The 21,270-nt window shown below is 61.0% G+C and carries 19 protein-coding genes, 1 tRNA gene and 1 pseudogene; 6 read left to right on the top strand and 15 right to left on the bottom strand.

Going from position 1 to position 21,270, the window contains the following annotated elements; translation table 11 throughout:
- Positions 1–2: 2 nt before the first annotated feature.
- The 14 genes and pseudogenes from EGJ22_RS05225 to EGJ22_RS05140 all read right to left on the bottom strand — a co-directional run bounded on the left by EGJ22_RS05225 (position 3) and on the right by EGJ22_RS05140 (position 14,350).
- A complete protein-coding gene (locus EGJ22_RS05225; protein ID WP_029887928.1) occupies positions 3–1,433 on the bottom strand; it encodes an aldehyde dehydrogenase family protein in 1,431 nt (476 codons plus the stop codon).
- A gap of 12 nt (positions 1,434–1,445) precedes the next feature.
- Entirely contained in the window at positions 1,446–2,945 is a 1,500-nt protein-coding gene (locus tag EGJ22_RS05220; RefSeq protein ID WP_009686127.1) for a cytosine permease, read from the bottom strand.
- 92 nt (positions 2,946–3,037) lie between these two features.
- A complete protein-coding gene (locus EGJ22_RS05215; protein WP_029887927.1) occupies positions 3,038–3,427 on the bottom strand; it encodes a nuclear transport factor 2 family protein in 390 nt (129 codons plus the stop codon).
- A gap of 503 nt (positions 3,428–3,930) precedes the next feature.
- Positions 3,931–5,031 carry a redox-regulated ATPase YchF gene (ychF, locus tag EGJ22_RS05205; protein WP_064314338.1) on the bottom strand — a complete coding sequence of 367 codons (1,101 nt, stop codon included), beginning with the start codon at positions 5,029–5,031 and terminating at the stop codon, positions 3,931–3,933.
- Between the two features lie 24 nt (positions 5,032–5,055).
- Positions 5,056–5,640 (bottom strand): aminoacyl-tRNA hydrolase, encoded by a 585-nt coding sequence (pth, locus tag EGJ22_RS05200; protein ID WP_009686183.1) that lies wholly within the window; start codon positions 5,638–5,640, stop codon positions 5,056–5,058.
- 79 nt (positions 5,641–5,719) lie between these two features.
- Positions 5,720–6,319 (bottom strand): 50S ribosomal protein L25/general stress protein Ctc, encoded by a 600-nt coding sequence (locus tag EGJ22_RS05195; RefSeq protein WP_009686184.1) that lies wholly within the window; start codon positions 6,317–6,319, stop codon positions 5,720–5,722.
- A gap of 120 nt (positions 6,320–6,439) precedes the next feature.
- A complete protein-coding gene (locus EGJ22_RS05190) occupies positions 6,440–7,381 on the bottom strand; it encodes a ribose-phosphate pyrophosphokinase (RefSeq protein ID WP_003247410.1) in 942 nt (313 codons plus the stop codon).
- A gap of 48 nt (positions 7,382–7,429) precedes the next feature.
- Positions 7,430–7,504: transfer RNA gene (locus tag EGJ22_RS05185), tRNA-Gln, on the bottom strand.
- Between the two features lie 21 nt (positions 7,505–7,525).
- Positions 7,526–8,386 carry a 4-(cytidine 5'-diphospho)-2-C-methyl-D-erythritol kinase gene (gene ispE, locus EGJ22_RS05180; RefSeq protein ID WP_029886867.1) on the bottom strand — a complete coding sequence of 287 codons (861 nt, stop codon included), beginning with the start codon at positions 8,384–8,386 and terminating at the stop codon, positions 7,526–7,528.
- A gap of 4 nt (positions 8,387–8,390) precedes the next feature.
- The gene (gene lolB, locus EGJ22_RS05175) at positions 8,391–9,008 is read right to left on the bottom strand and encodes a lipoprotein insertase outer membrane protein LolB (RefSeq protein WP_029886866.1); all 618 of its coding nucleotides are present in this window, start codon (positions 9,006–9,008) and stop codon (positions 8,391–8,393) included.
- A 4-nt stretch (positions 9,009–9,012) separates the two neighbouring features.
- Positions 9,013–10,734 carry a tetratricopeptide repeat protein gene (locus EGJ22_RS05170; RefSeq protein ID WP_029886865.1) on the bottom strand — a complete coding sequence of 574 codons (1,722 nt, stop codon included), beginning with the start codon at positions 10,732–10,734 and terminating at the stop codon, positions 9,013–9,015.
- A 1,077-nt stretch (positions 10,735–11,811) separates the two neighbouring features.
- Positions 11,812–12,111 carry a hypothetical protein gene (locus EGJ22_RS05155; RefSeq protein WP_223809640.1) on the bottom strand — a complete coding sequence of 100 codons (300 nt, stop codon included), beginning with the start codon at positions 12,109–12,111 and terminating at the stop codon, positions 11,812–11,814.
- A 763-nt stretch (positions 12,112–12,874) separates the two neighbouring features.
- Complete coding sequence (locus EGJ22_RS05145; protein ID WP_009682970.1) at positions 12,875–13,852, bottom strand: hypothetical protein; 978 nt, start codon at positions 13,850–13,852, stop codon at positions 12,875–12,877.
- A 10-nt stretch (positions 13,853–13,862) separates the two neighbouring features.
- Positions 13,863–14,350, bottom strand: a pseudogene (locus EGJ22_RS05140) (Hcp family type VI secretion system effector).
- A gap of 787 nt (positions 14,351–15,137) precedes the next feature.
- Here EGJ22_RS05140 and hemA point away from each other — a divergent pair.
- From hemA to EGJ22_RS05110, 6 genes are all read left to right on the top strand, one after another.
- Positions 15,138–16,415 (top strand): glutamyl-tRNA reductase, encoded by a 1,278-nt coding sequence (hemA, locus tag EGJ22_RS05135; RefSeq protein WP_009682968.1) that lies wholly within the window; start codon positions 15,138–15,140, stop codon positions 16,413–16,415.
- A complete protein-coding gene (prfA, locus tag EGJ22_RS05130) occupies positions 16,412–17,494 on the top strand; it encodes a peptide chain release factor 1 (RefSeq protein WP_009682967.1) in 1,083 nt (360 codons plus the stop codon). The genes hemA and prfA overlap by 4 nt, the downstream gene beginning before the upstream one ends.
- A complete protein-coding gene (prmC, locus tag EGJ22_RS05125; RefSeq protein WP_029886864.1) occupies positions 17,494–18,324 on the top strand; it encodes a peptide chain release factor N(5)-glutamine methyltransferase in 831 nt (276 codons plus the stop codon). Before prfA ends, prmC begins: the two co-directional genes overlap by 1 nt.
- Positions 18,318–19,073: a molybdopterin-synthase adenylyltransferase MoeB gene (locus EGJ22_RS05120; RefSeq protein ID WP_029886863.1), complete on the top strand. Its 756-nt coding sequence runs from the start codon at positions 18,318–18,320 to the stop codon at positions 19,071–19,073. Before prmC ends, EGJ22_RS05120 begins: the two co-directional genes overlap by 7 nt.
- Positions 19,066–19,863: a glutamate racemase gene (gene murI / locus EGJ22_RS05115; protein ID WP_029886862.1), complete on the top strand. Its 798-nt coding sequence runs from the start codon at positions 19,066–19,068 to the stop codon at positions 19,861–19,863. The genes EGJ22_RS05120 and murI overlap by 8 nt, the downstream gene beginning before the upstream one ends.
- Before the next feature lie 104 nt (positions 19,864–19,967).
- A complete protein-coding gene (locus tag EGJ22_RS05110; protein WP_033744719.1) occupies positions 19,968–20,486 on the top strand; it encodes an acyloxyacyl hydrolase in 519 nt (172 codons plus the stop codon).
- Positions 20,487–20,551: 65 nt separating this feature from the next.
- Here the strand turns inward: EGJ22_RS05110 and EGJ22_RS05105 are convergent, their stop codons facing one another.
- Entirely contained in the window at positions 20,552–21,253 is a 702-nt protein-coding gene (locus EGJ22_RS05105) for an SDR family NAD(P)-dependent oxidoreductase (RefSeq protein WP_029886860.1), read from the bottom strand.
- Positions 21,254–21,270 lie beyond the last annotated feature (17 nt).

Raw genomic sequence — 21,270 nt, 5'->3', positions numbered from 1 at the left:
AGTCACCCCAGGCACCGTGTCACATGCTTGACCGACTGGTAGCCCGACAAGCCCCAAGGGCCCAGCTCACGGCCTATACCGCTACCCTTGGTGCCACCCCATGAGGTCTCGACGAACACCGCCTGCACCGAGTTGATCCACACATGGCCCACCTCCAGCGCATCGGCCACCCGCTCGGCGCGCGCCAGGTCTGTGGTGCACACTGTCGCCACCAGGCCGAAGCGGCTGTCATTGGCCTCGGCAATCGCCTGCTGTTCGCTGGCGAAGCGCCGTGCGCACAATACCGGACCAAAGATTTCTTCGTTCCACAGGCGGCTGCCTTCAGGCACATCGGCATACAGGGTAGGGCTGACGAACCAGCCGCCACGGTCCAGCACTTTGCCACCGACCAGGCACTGCAAGCCTTCCTCCCGCGCCGTGGCAAAGTAGCCGGCCACCTTCAGCCACTGGGCCTGGCTGGTCAGTGGGCCCATGTCGGCTTCTTCGCTCAGCGGGCTGCCCACCCGCAGGTTTTCCAGCGCTGCCTGCAAGCGTGGCAGCAGGGCGTCGGCGATGCCGTCCTGTACCAGCAGGCGTGATGTAGCCGAGCACATCTGGCCCGCGTTCCAGCAGATGCCGGCAACGATCCATTGCACCGCCGCATCGACGTCGCAGTCATCGAACACCAGGATCGCCGACTTGCCGCCCAACTCCAGCGTGACCGGCCGGCATTGCGCCGCTGCGCTGCGCATCACCTGGCTGCCAACGTTATTGCTGCCTGTGAACGACAGTTTGTCCAGGCCGTTGTGGTTGCTCAGCGCGGCACCCGTCTCGGCTTTGCCATTGACGATATTCAGCACCCCGGCCGGCAGGCCCAGGGTGTCGGCGATCTGGCCGTAGGCGAGTTCGCACAGTGGGGTTACTTCCGAGGGCTTGAGCACCACGGTGCAGCCAGCGGCCAGGGCCGGGGCAAGCTTCCAGGCGCTGGTCACCAGTGGGAAGTTCCAGGGTACGATCAGGCCGACCACGCCCACCGGCTCCAGGCGGGTGCGGGCGGTGAAGCCGGGTGCAGCCAGCGGTACGTCGCGGTTTTGCCCAGGCAGTTGTTCAGCCAGCTCGGCGTAATAGCCGAAGGTAGCGATGGCGTCGTCCAGGTCGATTTCTGCCTCGTGGCGCGGCTTGCCGTTGTTGCGCATCTGCAGGGCGACCAGCGCTTCGCGGCGTTGCCCAAGCTGTTCGGCGAAGCCGCGCAGATACGCTGCGCGCTCACTGGCGCTGGTGCATTTCCAGGCGGGCAGGGCTGCACGTGCGGCGGCCACGGCCTGGTCGACCTGCTCGGCACTGGCAGCCATCAGTTCGGCAAACGGTTGGCCCAGCGCAGGGTCGTTGACGCTGATGCAGTCGCTGCCCTGGCCGTCGACCCAGCGGCCGGCAATGTAGTGGGAAGTGGTCATGGTGGTTTCCAGTCAGGCCATTTCGGCAGTGGTTACAGGCGTGTGCGCAGCCTGTTTGCAACGCACCCAGCGTGGGCCCTGCGGGCCATACACGCCGGCAGGTTCGGGGAAAAGGTTGAGCAGCAGCAGGTACAGCACCCCGGCCAACCCCAGGGTGACCGGCAGGCTCAGGTCAATGCCACCGGCCAGGTCGCCCAACGGTCCGACGAATTGCCCCGGCAGGTTCACGAAGCACAGGCCGACCACTGCGCTGGGGACCCAAGCGCCCATGCCGCGCCAGTTCCAGCCGTGCAGGAACCAGTAGTGGCCCCCCCGCTGGCCGCGGGTGAATACCTGCAGGTCATCGGCGTGGTAGAAACCACGGCGGGTGACCAGGCCGAGGATCATGATCACCATCCACGGGCTGGTGCAGGTGATGATCAGCACGGCGAAGGTCGACACGCTCTGCACCAGGTTGAAGGTAAAGCGGCCGATGAAAATGAAACCGATCGCCAGCACCCCGATCAGCAGCGTGGCGCCGGCACGGCTGAGCAGGCGCGGGAACACGCTGGACATGTCCAGGCCTGTGCCATACAACGCCGTGGTGCCGGTGGACATACCGCCGATCACCGCAATCAGGCACACCGGCAGGAAGAACCAGCTGGGGGCGACAGCCAGCAGCCCGCCGACATAGTTGTTGGCGGCAATGTAGTCCGGTGCCTGGGTGGCCACCAGGGTGGCGGTGCACAGGCCGAACAGGAATGGAATCAGCGTGGCACCCTGGGCCGCTATCACCGCCAGCATGATGCGCGCCTTGGGGGTTTCGCGTGGAATGTAGCGCGACCAGTCACCGAGGAAGGCGCCGAATGACACCGGGTTGCTCATCGCCAGGATCGCAGCGCCGACGAAAGCTGCCCAGAAACCGGCCTGGCCCAGGTTGACGCTGCCTGCGTAGCCCGCGTCGAACGGCCCGGCAAAAGCAGCGATACCCAGCAGGAACAGCAGGCTCGACGCCCACACGGCAATCTTGTTGACCCACAGCATGAAGCGGAAGCCGAAGATGCAAACCACCAGCACCAGCACCGCGAACAGGCCGTAGGCCAGGCCCAGGGTCAGGTCAGTTTCCGGCAGGCCGACCAGGCGCTTGGCGCCGCCGACCAGGGCATCGCCCGAACTCCATACCGACAGCGAAAAGAATGCCACTGCCGTGAGCAGCGACAGGAACGAGCCGACGATGCGCCCATGCACGCCGAAGTGCGCGCCCGAGGAGACCGCGTTGTTGGTGCCGTTCAGCGCGCCGAACAGGCCCATCGGTGCCAGGATCAGCGCGCCAACGGCAACGCCGAGCACGATGGCCCACACCCCCGCCTGGAACGACAGCCCGAACAACACCGGGAAACTGCCGAGCACGGCGGTGGCGAATGTGTTGGCGCCGCCGAAGATCAGGCGGAACAGGTCCAGCGGGGAGGCGTCGCGTTGATCGGCGGGGATCTGTTCTACGCCGTTGGTCTCGATACCGGTCGAGTGGCTCATGGTGATGCTCCAGCGCGGTTGTTGTGGGCCGGCGCAGTGCGCAAGCCTTCTTGTGGGTGCGATGGCAGGGCGGCAGGGCCGCAAAAAGGGGATCAGGCTGGCGATACGGCCGACAGGTGTTCGTGGCAGGCCAGCCACTGGTCAGCGTGGCGGCGGAACACGATGGTCTCGCGCTCGTTCAGCTGGTGCTCGGCACCGCCGATGCGCAGATGCGTGGCCACATCATGCATGAAGATCGCCACGTCGCCTTGCAGGCTGACCTGGGCGTTGCTGGACGCGCAGGCGAGCACGGCAAACCCTTCGGCCTGCCACTGGGCCCAGACCTTCTCATAGGCCCGGCGTGACAGCAGGGGTTGCGCCAAGGTATGAAAAAGGAACGTGGCGTCTTCGCTGAAGCAGGCGAAGTAGCGGGCGGTGTCGTTGCTGGCGAAGGCGGCAACAAGGTCGGCGGCGGCTTGCCGTACCTGCAGTGTCTGGTCCACGGGGTGGCCTCACGGGTTTTTATGATTGTGGTGAAGCGATTCTGGTGGGGCTTGCCGGTGGGAAAAATCGCTGGCGACAAATAATCAGTTCAGGAATTTGTGAAGTGATGCGCTGGCAGCCCGGCGTTTAGCCATACCCGACTGGCGGAGCAGGTCGGAGCAACTGTCTTTCTCAAAATTCGCAAAGCCTGCGCGATTCATTGTGGGAGATTACCCAGCGCTACGGGCTGGGCTGTCGCGCAGAGAACTCAGTTCGTAAGCGCGACGCGGCCGGTGTGGGAGCGGGCGTGCCCGCGAAGAATTCAACGCGGTGGCTGGCACCGGCTGCGCCGGTGTTCGCGGGCACGCCCGCTCCCACAAGGGCCCTGTTAAATCAAAAAGTTATATATTGTCCTGCAAAAGCCCGGCCGTCGCCTTAGCGATAAGGCCGGCGCGGGCCACATAAAACGAAAACCCCTTGAGGCATGAGCCGCAAGGGGTTTCTGGTTACTGCAGGCTACCGCTTAGACGTTGAAGCGGAAGTGCATCACGTCGCCATCTTTGACGATGTAGTCCTTGCCTTCCAGGCGCCACTTCCCGGCTTCCTTGGCGCCGCTTTCACCCTTGAACTGGATGAAGTCGTCATAGGCCACGACTTCAGCGCGGATGAAGCCTTTTTCGAAGTCGGTGTGGATAACGCCGGCCGCCTGGGGCGCGGTGGCGCCCACGCGTACGGTCCAGGCGCGAACTTCCTGCACGCCAGCAGTGAAGTAGGTCTGCAGGTTGAGCAGTTCGTAACCGGCGCGGATCACGCGGTTCAGGCCTGGCTCTTCCAGGCCCAGGGCCTCGAGGAACATGTCTTTCTCTTCGCCATCGTCGAGCTCGGCGATTTCTGCTTCGATCTTGTTGCACACCGGCACCACGACCGCGCCTTCTTCCTCGGCAATGGCCTTGACCACGTCCAGGTGCGGGTTGTTGTCGAAGCCGTCTTCGGCGACGTTGGCGATGTACATCACCGGCTTGCTGGTCAGCAGGTGGAAGCCGCGGATGACCGCCTTGTCTTCGGCGCTCATGTTCTTCATCAGGCTGCGTGCCGGCTTGCCTTCGGTGAAGTGCGGGATCAACTGCTCGAGGATGGCCTTCTGTGCCAGCGCCTCTTTGTCACCGCCCTTGGCATTGCGTGCGACCTTCTGCAGTTGCTTCTCGCAGCTGTCCAAGTCAGCGAAGATCAGTTCGAGGTCGATGATCTCGATGTCACGCTTGGGGTCCACACTGTTGGAAACGTGGATCACGTTCTCGTCTTCGAAGCAGCGGACCACATGGGCAATGGCGTCGGTCTCGCGGATGTTGGCGAGGAACTTGTTGCCCAGGCCTTCGCCTTTCGATGCACCGGCCACCAGGCCGGCAATGTCGACGAACTCCATGGTGGTCGGCAGGATGCGGTTCGGCTTGACGATTTCAGCCAGCGCAGCCAGGCGCGCGTCGGGCATCGGCACGATGCCGCTGTTCGGCTCGATAGTGCAGAAAGGGAAGTTCTCCGCCGCGATGCCAGATTTGGTCAAGGCGTTGAACAGGGTGGACTTGCCGACGTTGGGCAGGCCGACGATGCCGCAATTGAAACCCATGGGTATTCCCCTCTCTAAAGGAAATCAGGCCTTCTGGCTGTGCAGTTCGCGCATCGCCTTGGCGAAATCGCCGGCAAGCACGTCCGGCAGCACGCCGAGGGCAAAATCGATGCTGGCGTCGAGCTTCTCCTGCTCGGCGCGCGGCGCGCGGCCCAGGACGAAGTTGGAGACCAGTTTGGCGTCGCCCGGGTGGCCGATGCCAAGCCGCAGGCGGTGGAAGTCGTTCTGGTTGCCGAGCTGCGCGATGATGTCGCGCAGGCCGTTGTGCCCCCCATGACCGCCGCCGCGCTTGAGCTTGGCAACGCCCGGGGGCAGGTCGAGTTCGTCGTGCGCCACCAGGATCGCTTCCGGCTTGATGCGGAAGAAATTGGCCAAGGCCGCCACGGCCTGGCCGCTACGGTTCATGTAGGTGGTGGGGATCAACAAACGAACGTCGTTGCCCTGATGGCTGAACTTAGCCGTCAGGCCGAAATATTTTTTGTCAGCGGTCAGCGAAACACGCTGGGCGCTGGCAATGCGTTCAACGAAAAGAGCCCCTGCGTTATGCCGGGTCTGTTCGTATTCGGGGCCGGGGTTACCCAGGCCGACGATCAACTGGATGGCGGTCACGTCAGGGGCTCTTCCTTGGAGTTGGTGGGCTACAGTGCGCGCGGCACTGTAACCCGATCAACGCCGGCGTGCGAGTGGATTACTCGGCAGCGCCTTCTTCAGCAGCTTCGGCGGAAACGCGCGGAGCGTGAACGTTGGCAACAGCTTTGTCATCACCGTGGGCCAGAGCGACGAACTCTACGCCTTTCGGAGCTTTCAGGTCCGACAGGTGGATGATGGTGCCGATTTCAGCGTTGGCCAGGTCGACTTCGATGAACTCTGGCAGGTCTTTGGCTTCGCAGGAAACTTCGATCTGCGATTCAACGTGCGAAACTTCGCCGCCTTTCTTGACCGGTGCTTCTTCGTTGATGAAGTGCACTGGAACAACAGCGGTCAGCTTCTGGCCAGCTACGACGCGAACGAAGTCAGCGTGCATGATGAAGCCTTTGGCTGGGTGACGCTGCATGGCCTTGACCACGACGTTCTGCTTGGCGCCGTCGACGTTCAGTTCGATAACGTGGCTGAAGGCAGCTTCGTTTTCGAACAGTTTGGCGATTTCCTTGGCCACGATGGTCAGGGACTGGGCTTCTTTATCGCCACCGTAGACTACGGCAGGGATGCTGGCGGAGTGACGCAGGCGGCGGCTCGCACCTTTCCCCAGGTCAGTACGCGCTTGGGCGTTCAGGATGAAATCGGTCATTTTACTTCTCCAAAATAGCCTCCCGAATGGCGTTTGCGACCAGCGCCAGACGGGGATGGCAAAAAAGCCCCGCCCCAACACAGGTTGGGGCGGGGCGCTTCATATCAACACGGGTTCCGCTTAGCGGAACATCGCGCTGATCGATTCTTCGTTGCTGATACGGCGTACCGCTTCAGCGACAACCGGTGCGATATCCAGCTGGCGGATACGGTCACAGGCTTGAGCAGCGGCGGACAGCGGTACGGTGTTGGTCACCACCAGCTCGTCCAGTACCGACTTCTCGATGTTCTCGATCGCGCGGCCCGACAGGACAGGGTGCGTGCAATAGGCATAAACCTTGGCAGCGCCGTGTTCTTTCAGAGCTTTGGCCGCGTGGCACAGGGTGCCGGCGGTGTCGACCATGTCGTCTACCAGGATGCAGGTGCGCCCTTCGACGTCGCCGATGATGTGCATGACCTCGGAGTGGTTAGCCTTTTCACGGCGTTTGTCGATGATACCCAGGTCGACACCCAGGGACTTGGCGACGGCGCGTGCGCGCACAACACCACCGATGTCCGGGGATACGATCATGAGGTTCTCGAAACGCTGGTCTTCGATGTCGTCTACCAGTACGGGCGAGCCGTAGATGTTGTCGACGGGGATATCGAAGAAGCCTTGGATCTGGTCAGCGTGCAGATCGACAGTGAGTACACGGTCGATACCAACGACAGTGAGCATGTCAGCAACGACTTTGGCGCTGATGGCTACACGTGCCGAACGCGGACGGCGGTCCTGGCGGGCATATCCGAAGTAAGGAATCACGGCGGTGATTCGGGATGCTGAGGAGCGGCGGAAGGCGTCGGCCATCACTACCAGTTCCATCAGGTTATCGTTGGTCGGGGCACAGGTCGGCTGAATAATGAAAACGTCTTTACCGCGAACATTTTCATTGATCTCAGTGCTGATCTCGCCGTCGGAGAATTTACCGACAGAGACGTCACCGAGAGGGATATGCAGCTGACGTACTACACGCCGAGCCAGATCGGGGTTAGCGTTCCCCGTAAAGACCATCATCTTGGACACGCGCAGTACCTGGAGGCTGAGGGTATACCTGGATGAGTATAAGGAAAATGGCAGGGGCGGCTGGATTCGAACCAACGCATGGCAGGATCAAAACCTGCTGCCTTACCGCTTGGCGACGCCCCTGTATCTGTTGCTTGCGAACGCTTATGCGCCCGACTTCTTGACCAGACTTTGCAGCTTGCGATGCAACATCGAAACATTGCTTCCTTTCGCCACAAACCCTGTTTGGGTCGCTGAAAGAAGGGCCAGAACTTTATCAGCTTCGGCTTTGCTTGGGAAGGCCCCAAACACACAGCTTCCAGTGCCGGTTAATTGAGCTTCGGTGAATTTTCCCAGTGAATTCAATGCGTTTCGAACTTCTGGGTAATTCTGCTCTACCACCGGTTGGCAGTCATTTCGACTGTTTCCCTTGGGAACGGGGCGCATCTTAAGGGGCAGTGAATCACGTGTCAACTGCGGATGTGAAAAAATTTCTGCTGTGCTGACAGACACTTGCGGCACCAGCACGACATACCAGGGTTCTTCCGGGTCGACCGGGGTCAGCTGTTCGCCCACGCCCTGGGCGAAGGCTGCATGGCCGCGGACGAATACCGGTACATCCGCCCCCAGGCTCAGGCCCAGGGCGGCCAGGCGGTCTTCGTCCCAATCCAGCTGCCATAGGTGGGCGAGGGCCAGCAGGGTGGTGGCAGCATCCGAACTGCCGCCGCCGATACCGCCACCCATGGGCAGGACCTTGGTCAGCCAGATGTCCGCACCCAATGGGGTACCTGATTGCGCTTGTAGCTTGCGCGCAGCACGCACGATCAGGTTGCTGTCGTGCGGCACCGCCTCGACAGGGGTATGCAACTGAATCACGCCGTCATCGCGCAGGGCGAAGTGCAGTTCGTCGCCGTGGTCGAGAAACTGAAACACCGTTTCCAGCTCATGGTAGCCGTCGGCGCGGCGGCCAATGATGTGCAGCCACAGGTTGAGCTTGGCCGGTGCCGGCAGGGTCAGGGTGTGCATGGGCTCACTGCCCCAGCTGGCGCGGCTGCCAGTCCTTGATCACCAAGGTCACGTCCAGGTCCTGGCCGTGCAGCTTCAGGCGCTCGGGCAGCCAGTAGCCGTTCTGCTCGGTGTAGCTCAGGTACTGCACCTGCCAGCCATCCTGTTCGAGGGTGGCCAGGCGGCTGTCGCCGTCAAGGCTCAGTGTGCTCTTGCTGTCAGGGGCGGGCAGGCCGCGTACCCACCAGACCAAGTGCGAGACCGGCAATCTCCAGCCCAGTTGCTCTTCCAGCAGGGCTTCAGGGCTGGGGGCTTCGTAGCGGCCCTGGTTGGCCACTTCCAGCACCACGCCGCCGGGGCGACCGGTGAGGCGGGCGGCACCTCGGCCCAGCGGGCCGGCCAGGCGAATGTCGTAGTAATCCTGGCGTTGCAGCCAGAACAGCGTGCCGCTGCCCGAATCGCGCGGTGCGCGGATGCCGACCTTGCCGTTGATCTGCCAGCCGTCGAGGCTGCTCAGTTGCTCTTTATGGGCGCGCCACTGCTGTGGGTCGCCATGGCCCTGCAGGGCCTCGCGGCTTCCAAAGCCGGCGCAGCCGGCGAGCAGGGCGATCAGGGTGAAGGTAATGCAATGGCGCAGAAACATGGCGTTAAAGGGTCTCGGATCCGGTCAGGCGCAGGAGGGTCTTGCGCAGGAGGGGGCTGTCGGGCTGGGCATCGAAGCCCTTGGCCCAGACCTGGCGGGCTTCGCGGCGTTTGCCGTTGGCCCACAGCACTTCGCCCAGGTGGGCGGCCACTTCGTGGTCGGGGAAGTTGGCAAACGCCTGGCGCAGGTAGGTTTCAGCCGCGTCGAGGTTGCCCAGGCGGTAATTCACCCAGCCCAGGCTGTCGAGCACTGCCGGGTCGTCGGGGGTCAGCTGGTGGGCCTTTTCGATCAGCGTCCAGGCCTCGGCGTAGCGGGTCGTGCGGTCGGCCAGGGTGTAGCCCAGGGCATTCAGGGCCATGGCGTTTTCCGGCTCGCGGGCGATGATCGCGCGCAGGTCTTGTTCCATCTGCGCCAGGTCGTCGCGTTTTTCGGCCAGCATGGCGCGGGTGTAAAGCAGGTTGAGGTCGTCCGGGTAGCGCTGTATGGCCTGTTGCAGCACCTGGTTGGCCTGGGCGTCCTTGTTGTTGTTGCTGTAGCTTTCCGATTCGATCAGGTACAGCTGGATGGCGTAGTCCGGCTGCGCTTCGCGGGCCTCGGCAAGCAGGCGCGAGGCCTCGCTGCCACGGCCGTTGGCGATCAGAATGTCGGCCTGGCGCAGTTGCGCCGGCAGGTAGTCGGGGCCCGGGCCGACCAGGGCGTATTCACGCAGGGCGCCTGCGGGGTCGTGGCGCTCTTCGCGGATACGGCCCAGGTTGAGGCGCGCGGCGTCGACGTTGCTGTCGCGCTCGACCAGTTCCTGCAGGTAGCCCTCGGCCTCGTCCCAGTCCTTGTTCTCCAGGCACACCAGGGCCAGGGAGTAGCGCAGTTCGTCGTCGTCGGGGTACTGCTGGACCAGGCTGAGGAATTCGCCCTTGGCATCGGCGATACGGTCCTGCTCGACCAGGGTGCGGGCGTAGGTCAGGCGCAGGCGTTTGTCGTCCGGGTTGTCGCGAATGGCCCCGCGCAGCAGGGGCAGGGCCTCGGGGCCGCGGTCCAGTGCCTGAAGCAGGCGGGCGCGCAGCAGGATCGGGGCAATTTCGCCGTTTTGCGGCGGGTGCGACTCGAGCAGTTCCAACGCCTCTTCGGGCTTGTTGTCCTGGTTCAGCAGCAGGGCCTTGCCGAACACCAGTTGGCTGTTGTCCGGGTACTTGACCAGCAGGCGGTCGAAGCTTTGCAGCAGGCCGTCGCGGGTGCTCTGGTCAGTCTCGGCTGCCGACAGGGCGAGGAAATCGAAGTGGGTGTCGCCTTGGCCCTGCAGCACCTTTTCCATGTACGTCATGGAATCGTCGTAGCGGCCGGCGCGGGCTAGTTGGATGGCGGCGGCGCGCTGGGCGTCGAGGTTCTGCGGGTCGTTGCGCGCCCAGACCAGTGCGTTGTCCAGGGCCGGCTCGTCGGCGCCGAGGTACTCGGCGATGCGATAGGCGCGTTCGGAAACCCCTGGGTCCTGGGTTTTCTCGGCCTGGTCGGTGTAGTTGGCCAGGGCGATGTCGAAGCGGTTGCGCTGGCCGGCCAGTTCCGCCACCAGCAGGCTGTAGAGCGTGTCTTGTTTGAACGATCCATACACCACGGGCTTCTCGGCCTCAGCCTTGGCGGCATCGGCAACGGGAGGCTCGGCCTTTTGCGGGGCCAGGCTCTGGCAGCCCTGGAGCAGGGCGAAGGCAAGCAGCAATGCGTATGGTTTGTTCATAGAAGGCTTAATAGGAGGACTCACCGGCGGTCGCAGCATGATGACACAAGCGCGGGGGCAAACCCACCTGTGTGGTGTCTGGTTAACTGCGACCTTTGTGGTGGGAGAGGGTTCCGTGATGTGGTGGCTGTGCCGGGTGTTTGGCTTGGGTTTTTTGGCGGTTTATGAGATCGAGCGCAGATGGTGTAAAGGCGGCCACCCGCGAAGCGCACCACTGCGTGGCGTTTACCCCAGAGCAGATGGTAGACGCCCTGCTGTAGCTCTCCGGCTGACGTTATTCTCTCGCTACCAACTGCGGCTTGGGTCCAGGGTATGCAGCCAAATGCGGAATAGAATAAGTGCTCCGATAAGTGTTGGGTGCATAGCCCCTAAGACGATCAGGGTGCGCTTCATGCGTATAGGGAAGCTCGTGACCTCATCAAGGTCAACTAAGCCTTTCCGTGCATATATCTTTGGTACTGTTAGCAGTATTGATATTGAGAGTGTGCGCATTACCTTGCCAATAAGGCCTGCTTGTGAAGGTTTTCTTATTTCCGCTTACGAATGCGCTATTCGGTAGTAGTGATTCGATCCTGCCAAGATGATAGGTTGATATGTAGAGGGATGCGCAAAGCGTGATGATCATGGCGGCCAAAATTATAAATGCAACAATGCCCACAGCAGTGCTCATTGGGTGCCTACCTTTTCATACAGTACTTCGCCGAGCGCTTCCCCTACAGCACCGCCAAGCATGTTTCCTCCCGTGGCTCCCGCAGCCCCACCAATAACAGCGCAGAGGAGTGCGCCTGTACCGGCTGTTGGCACGCCAAGAGCGAGACAAGTACTAGTGGCAATATTTCCACCGTAGCTTGCTGCTAACCCTCCCCCGGCGACACTGCCTGTCAAGGAAGATCCATGGACGTATTTAGCTCTTCTACACTCATTATCGCGGCCAGCGGTACAGGTTTTTGTAGGAAATTTCCCCTCGTTACGTTGCCACGTCAGGTTTCGATTCGGGGCAAGTCGTATCGGCATGAAGTCATAGATAATGCGACAGCATCAAGGCAATGAACAAGGTGATGTGAATAATCCATAGGATTAACAAATGCGCTTTTCGCGGAGGGGGGAGTTTTTTACTTCCTCAATTTCAGCGTAACCCCTGTAAATGAAGATTTTGGGTATAGCCAACAGTGTTGCAATCTGGCCGGTTCTTATTGTTTTGCCCAAGAGTCCGGCGTGCTGGTAATTTTTGATGTTGTCAGATACGAGGCGAGAGGTGGGGAGGAAAGATTCAAAATGCTCGGTGTATTTGTGTGAAATAATAATTTGCGCGCTAGCGGCAATTAACATTGCTGTAATCAGGATCAGCGCGATCAGTCCTGGCTCTATGTTAGTCATTTTGAGAACTCGTGATACAAAAAGTCACCTAATACCTCGCTTTTTTTCTGCGAAATCACCGGCTAACTTCGCCCCGGCAGTGCCACCGATGACCGCGCAGGTGAGTGCCCTAGTCCGGCAGTCCCTACTCCTAGTGCCGGATACTGCGGGTGCAACAATATTCCCTCCTAGATAACCGCCTACAGCGCTACCAGCCAGGCCTCCAGCTAATGATGCAGAGTTTACATATGCGGCTCGCTTCAAGCATGGCGAATTTATAGACCGGTTACTGCTATGTTAAGCATTATGCCAATATAGGTTCACGCATATGCTATTGGCGCTGTTATTAGCAATAACAACGGGAGCGTTTGCTCGAGCTTCAATACTGGTTTTCAAAGGGTTTGGTAGTGATCAGCAGCATATAGGCATGCCCTAAATAATAGCAGTGTGAGAAAAAGTGCTAAGCACGTAATGACGAGTCTGCTAAGTAATTTTTTTATGCGGGCCGGTAGTTGGTTTACTTCATTAATGTCTATCAGGCCTTTACGTGCATAGGCTTTTGGGGAGACTAACATTAAAGATATTGTCCCGAATCGAAAAACTTTTCCGATAAAGCCAAGTTCAGCGTATGTTTTTCTGTTCTCACTGATCAGCTTGCAGTTGGGTAGCAGAGATTCAATGTGTTCAGTCAGGCGATGGGACAAATATAGCGTTATCGACATGGATATGAAGATCGCGGTGATAAGGAGGGCGAACACCGCTCCCAAAATTTCATGAGCTGTGGTCACTTTATCACCCGTTCGTAGAATAAATCTCCCATGAATTCTCCACCATCGCTTCCGAACTTCCCGCCTAGCATCCCCCCAAAGGCTCCGCCCGCTACACCGCAAGCGATAGCTCCAGGCCCGCCCGATACGGTTCCCAGAACCACGCCGCAAGCTGCTACGCCAACTATGTTGCCTGCATATGCGCCAACTACGCCTCCACCTACGCCACCTGCCAATGAACTACTCTCCACAATTTTAGCTCTTCTGCACTCTTCCTCTCTCCCTTCCGTGCAGGCTTTATTGATTGATAGGCCTGTACTCGAAACTTCCAGTGCAATGCCTAAATAAGTTCCTTTTTTTATCAGGTTAGCAGCCTTGCTCACACCGGCAACCTTATCCGCATACCCTGCAATCTCACCCGTATGCAAATAGCTTTTCGTGGAAATGGCTAGCATTCTTTTGATGGAGCCATTGTTGCGCAAGCCTGAGCCGAACGCCGCCAACCTGCGCAACTGCTCATCCAGCTTCGTGAAAAGCCCCGCCCGCTTGGCGTAAAACTGCTCGCGGGCTTTGAGGGACCCTGAGCTCATGTGCTCTCTATGCAGCGTCTCGATTTCCAGCAAGGTGTCTTGAATCGCTTTGAGATACTTGCTCCAACTATCGCTTACCACGCCCGTGCCCATGGACGCATGGGCGAGCAGACTCTTCAACAGCTCGAAATTGTCTACGAAAAACTCATCGGCACCCTGGCCGCTATGCATCAACCCCATATGGGTCACGGTAGCCTTCGACATCAAATACGCCTCCTGACTGGTACAGGAAGGCGTTGACCAGTCACCGACGATCACCAGTTCGCCGCTTCTGACCACGCTGTTGCAAATGTGCGAATTCAGGATGTCGAACTTGCTGGCCGAATGCCCAGTCAGCGCAAGGCCGGCCTTGAGGGTGTGGTAGTTCTGCATCCTGGGGTTGATGAACGCACGGGCTTCAGACATGGCGACCCCCTCAGGCGTACTTCTTGTTTCCGATCCGGTCCCACCCGCCAGCGATGTTGCCGCCGCCGGAGCCGTCAATGCGTTTTTGCTGGGTATAGGTGGTTTTGATTCTCCCATAATCGAGCTGCACCACCTCTATCGGTACTCCATCGGCGGCGCTTTGGGTGTAGTCGGCAATGATCACTTCTTCGAGAATGATTTCGTAATATTTGAGCTTGTCGCCGCCCGCGCGGCAGAGTGCGAGTTTAACTTCCTTGAGATGTTGGCCTGCGCAGCTGGCTTCCATCAATTTGCAACTGGCACTGTCGAGAAACTTGGTGAAGGTGAAATGGCTGACGGCCGTGCGGCCTGATGTGGCGCCACCGGCAGAGCTTGCGGTGGCTGAAGTGCTTTGGCTTACACCGAATTGGTAACCTGTGACTTCGATCCATTTGTTGTATTTTTCGTCCAATGCCTCGCCTGGGATATCATCGATTTTATATAAGCGTCAAAAGCCATGCTTACCTCTCTTTGGTAATCATTGTCAGGTTTTAATTTTCTGGTGAGGAACCAAATCCAGATCAGTGATGGGAAAGGCTAGGCATTGAAATTGGGTGAAGCAATAGCTGGATCTGCAATTCAGAAATGGACTACAAGTCGATGGAAAAAATCGATACAGATATGTCGAAAAAAGTAATTCACATAAGCTTTTGTAGGAAATATCCCCTCGTTACATTGTCACGTCGGGTTTCGATTCGGTCAGGTCAAGGCGTCTGTTATGTGCCGCTGCTTCAGTGGCGTAGCGGGCTTCGGTTTTGCTTCTAAGCACGCGGTAGTTCACGCGCCGCAGATTGCGACTTCAGGAGGCTGAGCGAAGGGCATGCGCAGGGAGGTGACGGGCATGGATGCCCGTCAAGCGCTGAGGCCCCATGGATGGGGCTTGCAGCGCGTACTCCCGGGAGCATGCCCGTAGCGAAGGGACCCCGGAGCGCAGCGTAGGGGCCGGATGATGGGAGCGGACGGCTTTGGTTGCTTTGGCCACGACCAAAGTAACCCGCCGGAAGGGCGCAAAGGTGACTCAGCGCCACCATCGCGAACGAATACCTACTCGGTGTGAATGCCCACATCTTGCTAAAGCTAAAATCCGAGCCAGATCAAAATCAGGATCCGGGGCTGGAATCACAGCTGGTGCGGGCGTGCAGCCGGCGATAGCCGCCGCGCTATCAGCGCAATAGCGAACGGTGGTTGTCCTGAAACCTGCGAAAGAGGACAATTATCGGCTTCCTGTCACAACCAGCGACTTCGCATGGCCTTTCTTGCACTCGGTATCAACCATAAGACTGCCTCGGTAGACGTACGCGAGCGCGTGGCGTTTACCCCAGAGCAGCTGGTAGACGCCCTGCAGCAGCTCTGCCGACTGACGTCCAGCCGCGAAGCGGCGATTCTGTCGACGTGCAACCGCAGTGAACTCTATATAGAGCAGGACCACCTGTCCGCCGACGCCGTACTCAAATGGCTGGCCGATTACCACCGCCTCAGCCTCGACGAACTGCGCGCCAGTGCCTACGTGCACGAAGAGCACGACGCCGTGAAGCACATGATGCGCGTGGCCTCGGGCCTCGACTCGCTGGTGCTCGGCGAGCCCCAGATCCTCGGCCAGATGAAGTCTGCCTACGCCGTGGCCCGCGAAGCCGGTACCGTCGGGCCGTTGCTCGGGCGCCTGTTCCAGGCCACCTTCAGTGCTGCCAAACAGGTGCGTACCGACACCGCCATTGGCGAGAACCCGGTGTCGGTGGCCTTTGCCGCCGTCAGCCTGGCCAAGCAGATCTTCGCCGACCTGGGGCGTAGCCAGGCCCTGCTGATCGGCGCCGGCGAAACCATCACCCTGGTCGCCCGCCACCTGCATGAGCAGGGCGTGCGCCGCATCGTGGTGGCCAACCGCACCCTGGAACGCGCCAGCATCCTGGCCGAACAGTTCGGTGCGCATGCCGTTCTGCTGGCCGACATCCCCCAGGAGCTGGCCAACAGCGACATCGTCATCAGCTCCACTGCCAGCCAGTTGCCGATCCTTGGCAAAGGCGCGGTCGAAAGTGCGCTGAAGCAGCGCCGGCACAAACCGATCTTCATGGTCGACATCGCCGTGCCCCGCGATATCGAAACCGAGGTCGGTGAGCTCGATGACGTCTACCTCTACACCGTCGATGACCTGCACGATGTGGTGGCGGAAAACCTCAAGAGCCGCCAAGGCGCGGCCCAGGCTGCCGAAGAACTGGTGACAGTCGGCGCCGAAGACTTCATGCTGCGCCTGCGTGAACTGGCTGCCGTGGATGTGCTCAAGGCCTATCGCCAGCAAAGCGAGCGCCTGCGCGACGAAGAACTGCAAAAGGCCCAGCGCCTGCTGGCCAACGGCGGCAACCCCGAGGACGTACTGGCCCAATTGGCCCGGGGCCTGACCAACAAACTCCTGCATGCGCCCAGCGTGCAGTTGAAAAAGCTCTCGGCCGAGGGGCGCGTCGATGCGCTGGCCATGGCCCAGGAACTCTTTGCCCTCAACGAGGGCTCGACGGACAAAACCCCGCAATGAAAGCGTCGCTGCTGAACAAACTGGAAATTCTCCAGGACCGCTTCGAAGAACTCACCGCCTTGCTCGGCGATGCCGAGGTCATTTCCGACCAGACGCGCTTTCGCGCGTATTCCCGCGAGTACGCCGAGGTCGAGCCGGTCTATGCTGCCTATAAAGAGTGGCGCAAAGTCCAGGACGACCTCGAAGGTGCCCAGGCGCTGCTCAAGGACAGTGACCCGGACATGCGCGAAATGGCCGTGGAAGAAGTGCGTGAAGCCAAGGAGCAGTTGCTGACCCTGGAGGCGCAGCTGCAGCGCATGCTGCTGCCCAAGGACCCGAATGATGGCCGCAACGTGTTCCTCGAGATCCGCGCCGGCACCGGTGGCGACGAGGCCGCGATCTTCTCGGGTGACCTGTTCCGCATGTACTCGCGTTACGCCGAAAAGCGTGGCTGGCGCCTGGAGATTCTGTCCGAGAACGAAGGCGAACACGGCGGCTACAAAGAAATCATCGCCCGTGTCGAAGGTGAAAACGTCTACGGCAAGCTCAAGTTCGAGTCCGGCGCGCACCGCGTGCAGCGCGTGCCGGAGACCGAATCCCAGGGCCGCGTGCACACTTCCGCCTGCACCGTGGCGGTACTGCCCGAGCCAGACGAACAAGCGGCCATCGAAATCAACCCGGCTGACCTGCGCGTGGACACCTACCGCGCCTCCGGTGCCGGCGGCCAGCACGTCAACAAGACCGACTCGGCGATCCGCATCACCCACTTGCCCACCGGCATCGTGGTCGAGTGCCAGGAAGAGCGTTCGCAACACAAGAACCGCGCCCGCGCCATGTCCTGGCTGTCGGCGAAGCTCAACGACATGCAGACCAGCGCTGCCCAGAACGCCATTGCCAGCGAGCGCAAACTGCTGGTCGGGTCGGGTGACCGCTCGGAACGTATTCGTACCTACAATTACCCACAGGGGCGGGTGACCGATCACCGTATCAACCTGACCTTGTATTCGCTGGACGACATCCTCAGTGGTGGCGTGGACGCGGTGATCGAGCCGCTGCTGGCCGAATACCAGGCCGATCAACTGGCTGCCCTGGGGGACTGATGACCATCATCGCCAGCCTGCTGCGCAACGCACAGTTGCCAGAATCGCCTACCGAACGCCTGGATGCCGAACTGCTGCTGGCAGCGGCCATCGGCAAGTCGCGCAGTTATCTGCACACCTGGCCCGAGCGGATCGTCAGCAGCGAAGACGCGCAGACCTACGCCGGGTACCTGCAGCGCCGCCGCGGCGGTGAGCCGGTGGCGTATATCCTTGGCCAGCAAGGTTTCTGGAAGATCGACCTGGAAGTCGCGCCGCACACGCTCATCCCACGGCCGGATACCGAGCTGCTGGTCGAAACCGCCCTCGAACTGCAGCCCGCAGCCCCAGCCAGGGTTCTCGACCTGGGCACTGGCACGGGCGCCATCGCATTGGCCCTGGCCAGCGAGCGCCCCGCCTGGCAGGTCACGGCCGTAGACCGGGTGGCAGAGGCCGCTGCGCTTGCCGAGCGCAACCGGCAGCGCCTGGGCCTGAGCAATGCCCAGGTGCGCATCAGCCATTGGTTCGACAGCCTGGCCGGTGAGCGTTTCGACCTGATCGTCAGCAACCCGCCCTACATCGCCGCCGCAGACCCACACCTGGTGGCTGGCGACGTGCGTTTCGAGCCCAGCAGTGCGTTGGTGGCTGGCCCCGATGGCCTGGACGACCTGCGCGTGATCGTCACCCAGGCCCCTGGGCACCTGGTGCCGGGTGGCTGGTTGCTGCTGGAGCATGGCTATGATCAAGCCGCGGCAGTACGGGCCTTGCTGGTCGAACAGGGCTTCAACGAGGTGGCCAGCCGGACCGATCTGGGTGGCCATGAACGCATCAGCCTGGGGCGCCTGCCATGCTGAGTGATCTGGAACTGCTGCGCTACAGCCGCCAGGTGCTGCTGGCGCAGATCGACATCGACGGCCAGCTACGCCTCAAGCACAGCAAGGCATTGATTGTCGGGCTGGGTGGCCTGGGTTCGCCGGTCGCCCTGTACCTGGCAGCCGCGGGGGTTGGCGAACTGCACCTGGCGGACTTCGATACCGTCGACCTGACCAACCTGCAGCGCCAGGTGCTTCACGACAGCGACAGTGTCGGCATGAGCAAGGTCGACTCGGCGCTGCAGCGCCTGCAGGCCATCAACCCTGAAGTCACCCTGGTTGCCCACCGCCAGGCGCTGGACGACGACACCCTGGCAGCCGCGGTAGCGGCCGTCGACCTGGTACTGGACTGCTCCGATAATTTCTCCACGCGCGAGGCGGTCAACGCCGCCTGTTTCGCCGCCGGCAAACCCTTGGTCAGCGGTGCGGCAATCCGTTTGGAGGGGCAGCTGTCGGTGTTTGACCCGCGTCGCGACTACAGCCCTTGCTACCACTGCCTGTATGGGCATGGCAGTGAAGCCGAGCTGACCTGTAGCGAGGCGGGGGTGATCGGCCCACTGGTGGGCCTGGTCGGCAGCCTGCAGGCGCTGGAAGCGATGAAGCTGCTGGCAGGCTTCGGCGAGCCGCTGGTCGGCCGGCTGCTGTTGATCGACGCCCTCGGCACCCGTATTCGCGAACTGCGGGTCAAGCGCGACCCGGCGTGTGCCGTGTGCGGCAAGCGCGATGGCTGAGCGCTCGGCGCCGGTCGGCGTGATGGACTCAGGTGTTGGTGGCTTGTCGGTGCTCGCCGAGATCCAGCGCCTGTTGCCCAACGAGACACTGCTGTACGTGGCCGATTGCGGCCATGTGCCTTATGGCGAAAAATCCCCGGACTACATCCGTGAGCGCTGCCGGCGCATTGCCGGGTTCTTCCGCGAGCAAGGCGCCAAGGCCCTGGTGCTGGCCTGCAACACCGCCACGGTGGCGGCCGCAGCGGATCTGCGCGAGCTGTACCCGAACTGGCCATTGGTGGGGATGGAGCCTGCAGTAAAGCCTGCCGCGGCTGCGACACGCTCAGGCGTGGTTGGCGTGCTGGCCACCACCGGCACGTTGCAAAGTGCCAAGTTCGCGGCTTTGCTCGACCGCTTCGCCAGCGACGTGCTGGTGATCACCCAGCCTTGCCCGGGGTTGGTCGAGCTGATCGAGACCGGCGACTTGTGCAGCCCGACGCTGCGCCAGATGCTGTGGGGCTATGTCGAGCCGCTGCTGGCCGCTGGTTGTGACACCTTGATCCTGGGCTGTACCCATTACCCCTTCCTGCGGCCGCTGCTGGCCGGCATGGTGCCGCCAGATGTGGCCATCATCGATACCGGTGCCGCCGTCGCCCGCCAGTTGCAGCGGCTGCTAGGCAACAATGGCCTGCTGGCGGCCGGACCGGCGCAGGCTACCCGCTTCTGGACCAGCGCCGATCCCTCTTCCCTGAAAAAAATCCTGCCTGTGCTGTGGCATAAGTCTGACGATGTGCAAAGCTTTGCCATGTGAAAAAAACGTGAAGAAAAGCTGAACTATCGTACCACTGCCGTTTTCTATGCCTTGCCTGAGATGAGGCGCTTATTAAAACAGCACTAGGATGAAGGATGTTTCTCATGAAGAAACTGCTGGGCTTGGCGGCGGCTGCCGTTTTCACCATGGGGCAGGCAGTATTGGCGCAGGCTGCTGATGTATCGGTTTCGGTAGGGCAGACCGGTGACTCGACGATGGTCTACCGGCTGGGGCTGCAGTCGAACTGGGATGCCAGCTGGTGGCAGACCAGCGTCGGCCGCGTGACCGGCTATTGGGACGGTGCCTACACCTATTGGGACGGCGACGACACGGCTAGCAACCACAGCCTGTCGTTCGCACCCGTGTTCGTGTACGAGTTTGCCGGCCAGTCGGTCAAGCCCTACATCGAGGCGGGCATTGGCGTGGCAGCTTTCTCCAGCACCGAGCTGGAAAGCAACGAACTGGGTTCGTCGTTCCAGTTCGAAGACCGCATCGGCTTCGGCCTGCGCTTCGCCGGTGGGCATGAAATTGGTGTGCGTGCGATTCACTACTCGAACGCCGGCATCAAAGAACCCAATGACGGGGTTGAAAGCTACAGCTTGCATTACCGCATGGCGCTCTGACCCGATCGGGTCAACCATCAACCGCCAAGCGCGACCCAGGTTCGCGCTTGGCGGGGAGCCTGCCGTCACCTTGGCGGCAGCGGCCATAGCCCACTGAGGTCAAGCGTCTCCAGTACCAACTCGGGCTCAGCCGCGGGCCAGCGCCGCAACAACTCCTGCGCGGCGCTTTGCGGCGTCCACTGCTCCGGAAAGGCTTGCGCAGGCGTCACTGGCGTTTTCAGCGACTGCGGTCCTACCACGGTCAGCGATATCCCCAACGCCTTGAGCGCATCACGTTGCTCACGTACCCACTGCGGCAGTTGGTTCCAACCGGCGGTTACCTGGCTTGGCGCGTACAACTGCAGGGCCGAATAACGGTTGAAAATAGCCATCACCTGGGGTGAATCACCCTTTGCCAGCAAGGGCATCACCGCTGTCAGGCAGTGCTTGCCCGCCAGCTGGTTGCTGGTGACGATGGCCTCGATCAATTCGCTGTCAGCCACATCGCCCGGCAGGTAATCGCTGGTGCCGGCATTGATGATCACGCCGTCCAGTGAGTGCCAGTGACGGGCGATCAACTGGCAAGCGTCAGCGGCTTGCTGTGCATCGTGCAACTGCCAGGGCACTTGCAGGAATTGCTGGCCATAGCGTTCGCCCAGCGCTTCGAACGCAGGCGCATCCTTGCCACTCGCGGCCACCCGGTGGCCTTGGTCGAGCAGCCCTTGCAACAACGCCAAGCCAAGTCCATTGCTTGCGCCTGTAACCCAAAAACTGCGTGAGTTATTCAAGACGTTCTGCCCCCTGA

It is taken from the genome of Pseudomonas sp. p99-361 (assembly GCF_003935475.1).
GTDB lineage: Bacteria > Pseudomonadota > Gammaproteobacteria > Pseudomonadales > Pseudomonadaceae > Aquipseudomonas > Aquipseudomonas juntendi.
The sequence above is the reverse complement of the archived record's forward strand: the minus strand, read 5'-3'. Positions and strand labels throughout refer to the sequence as shown.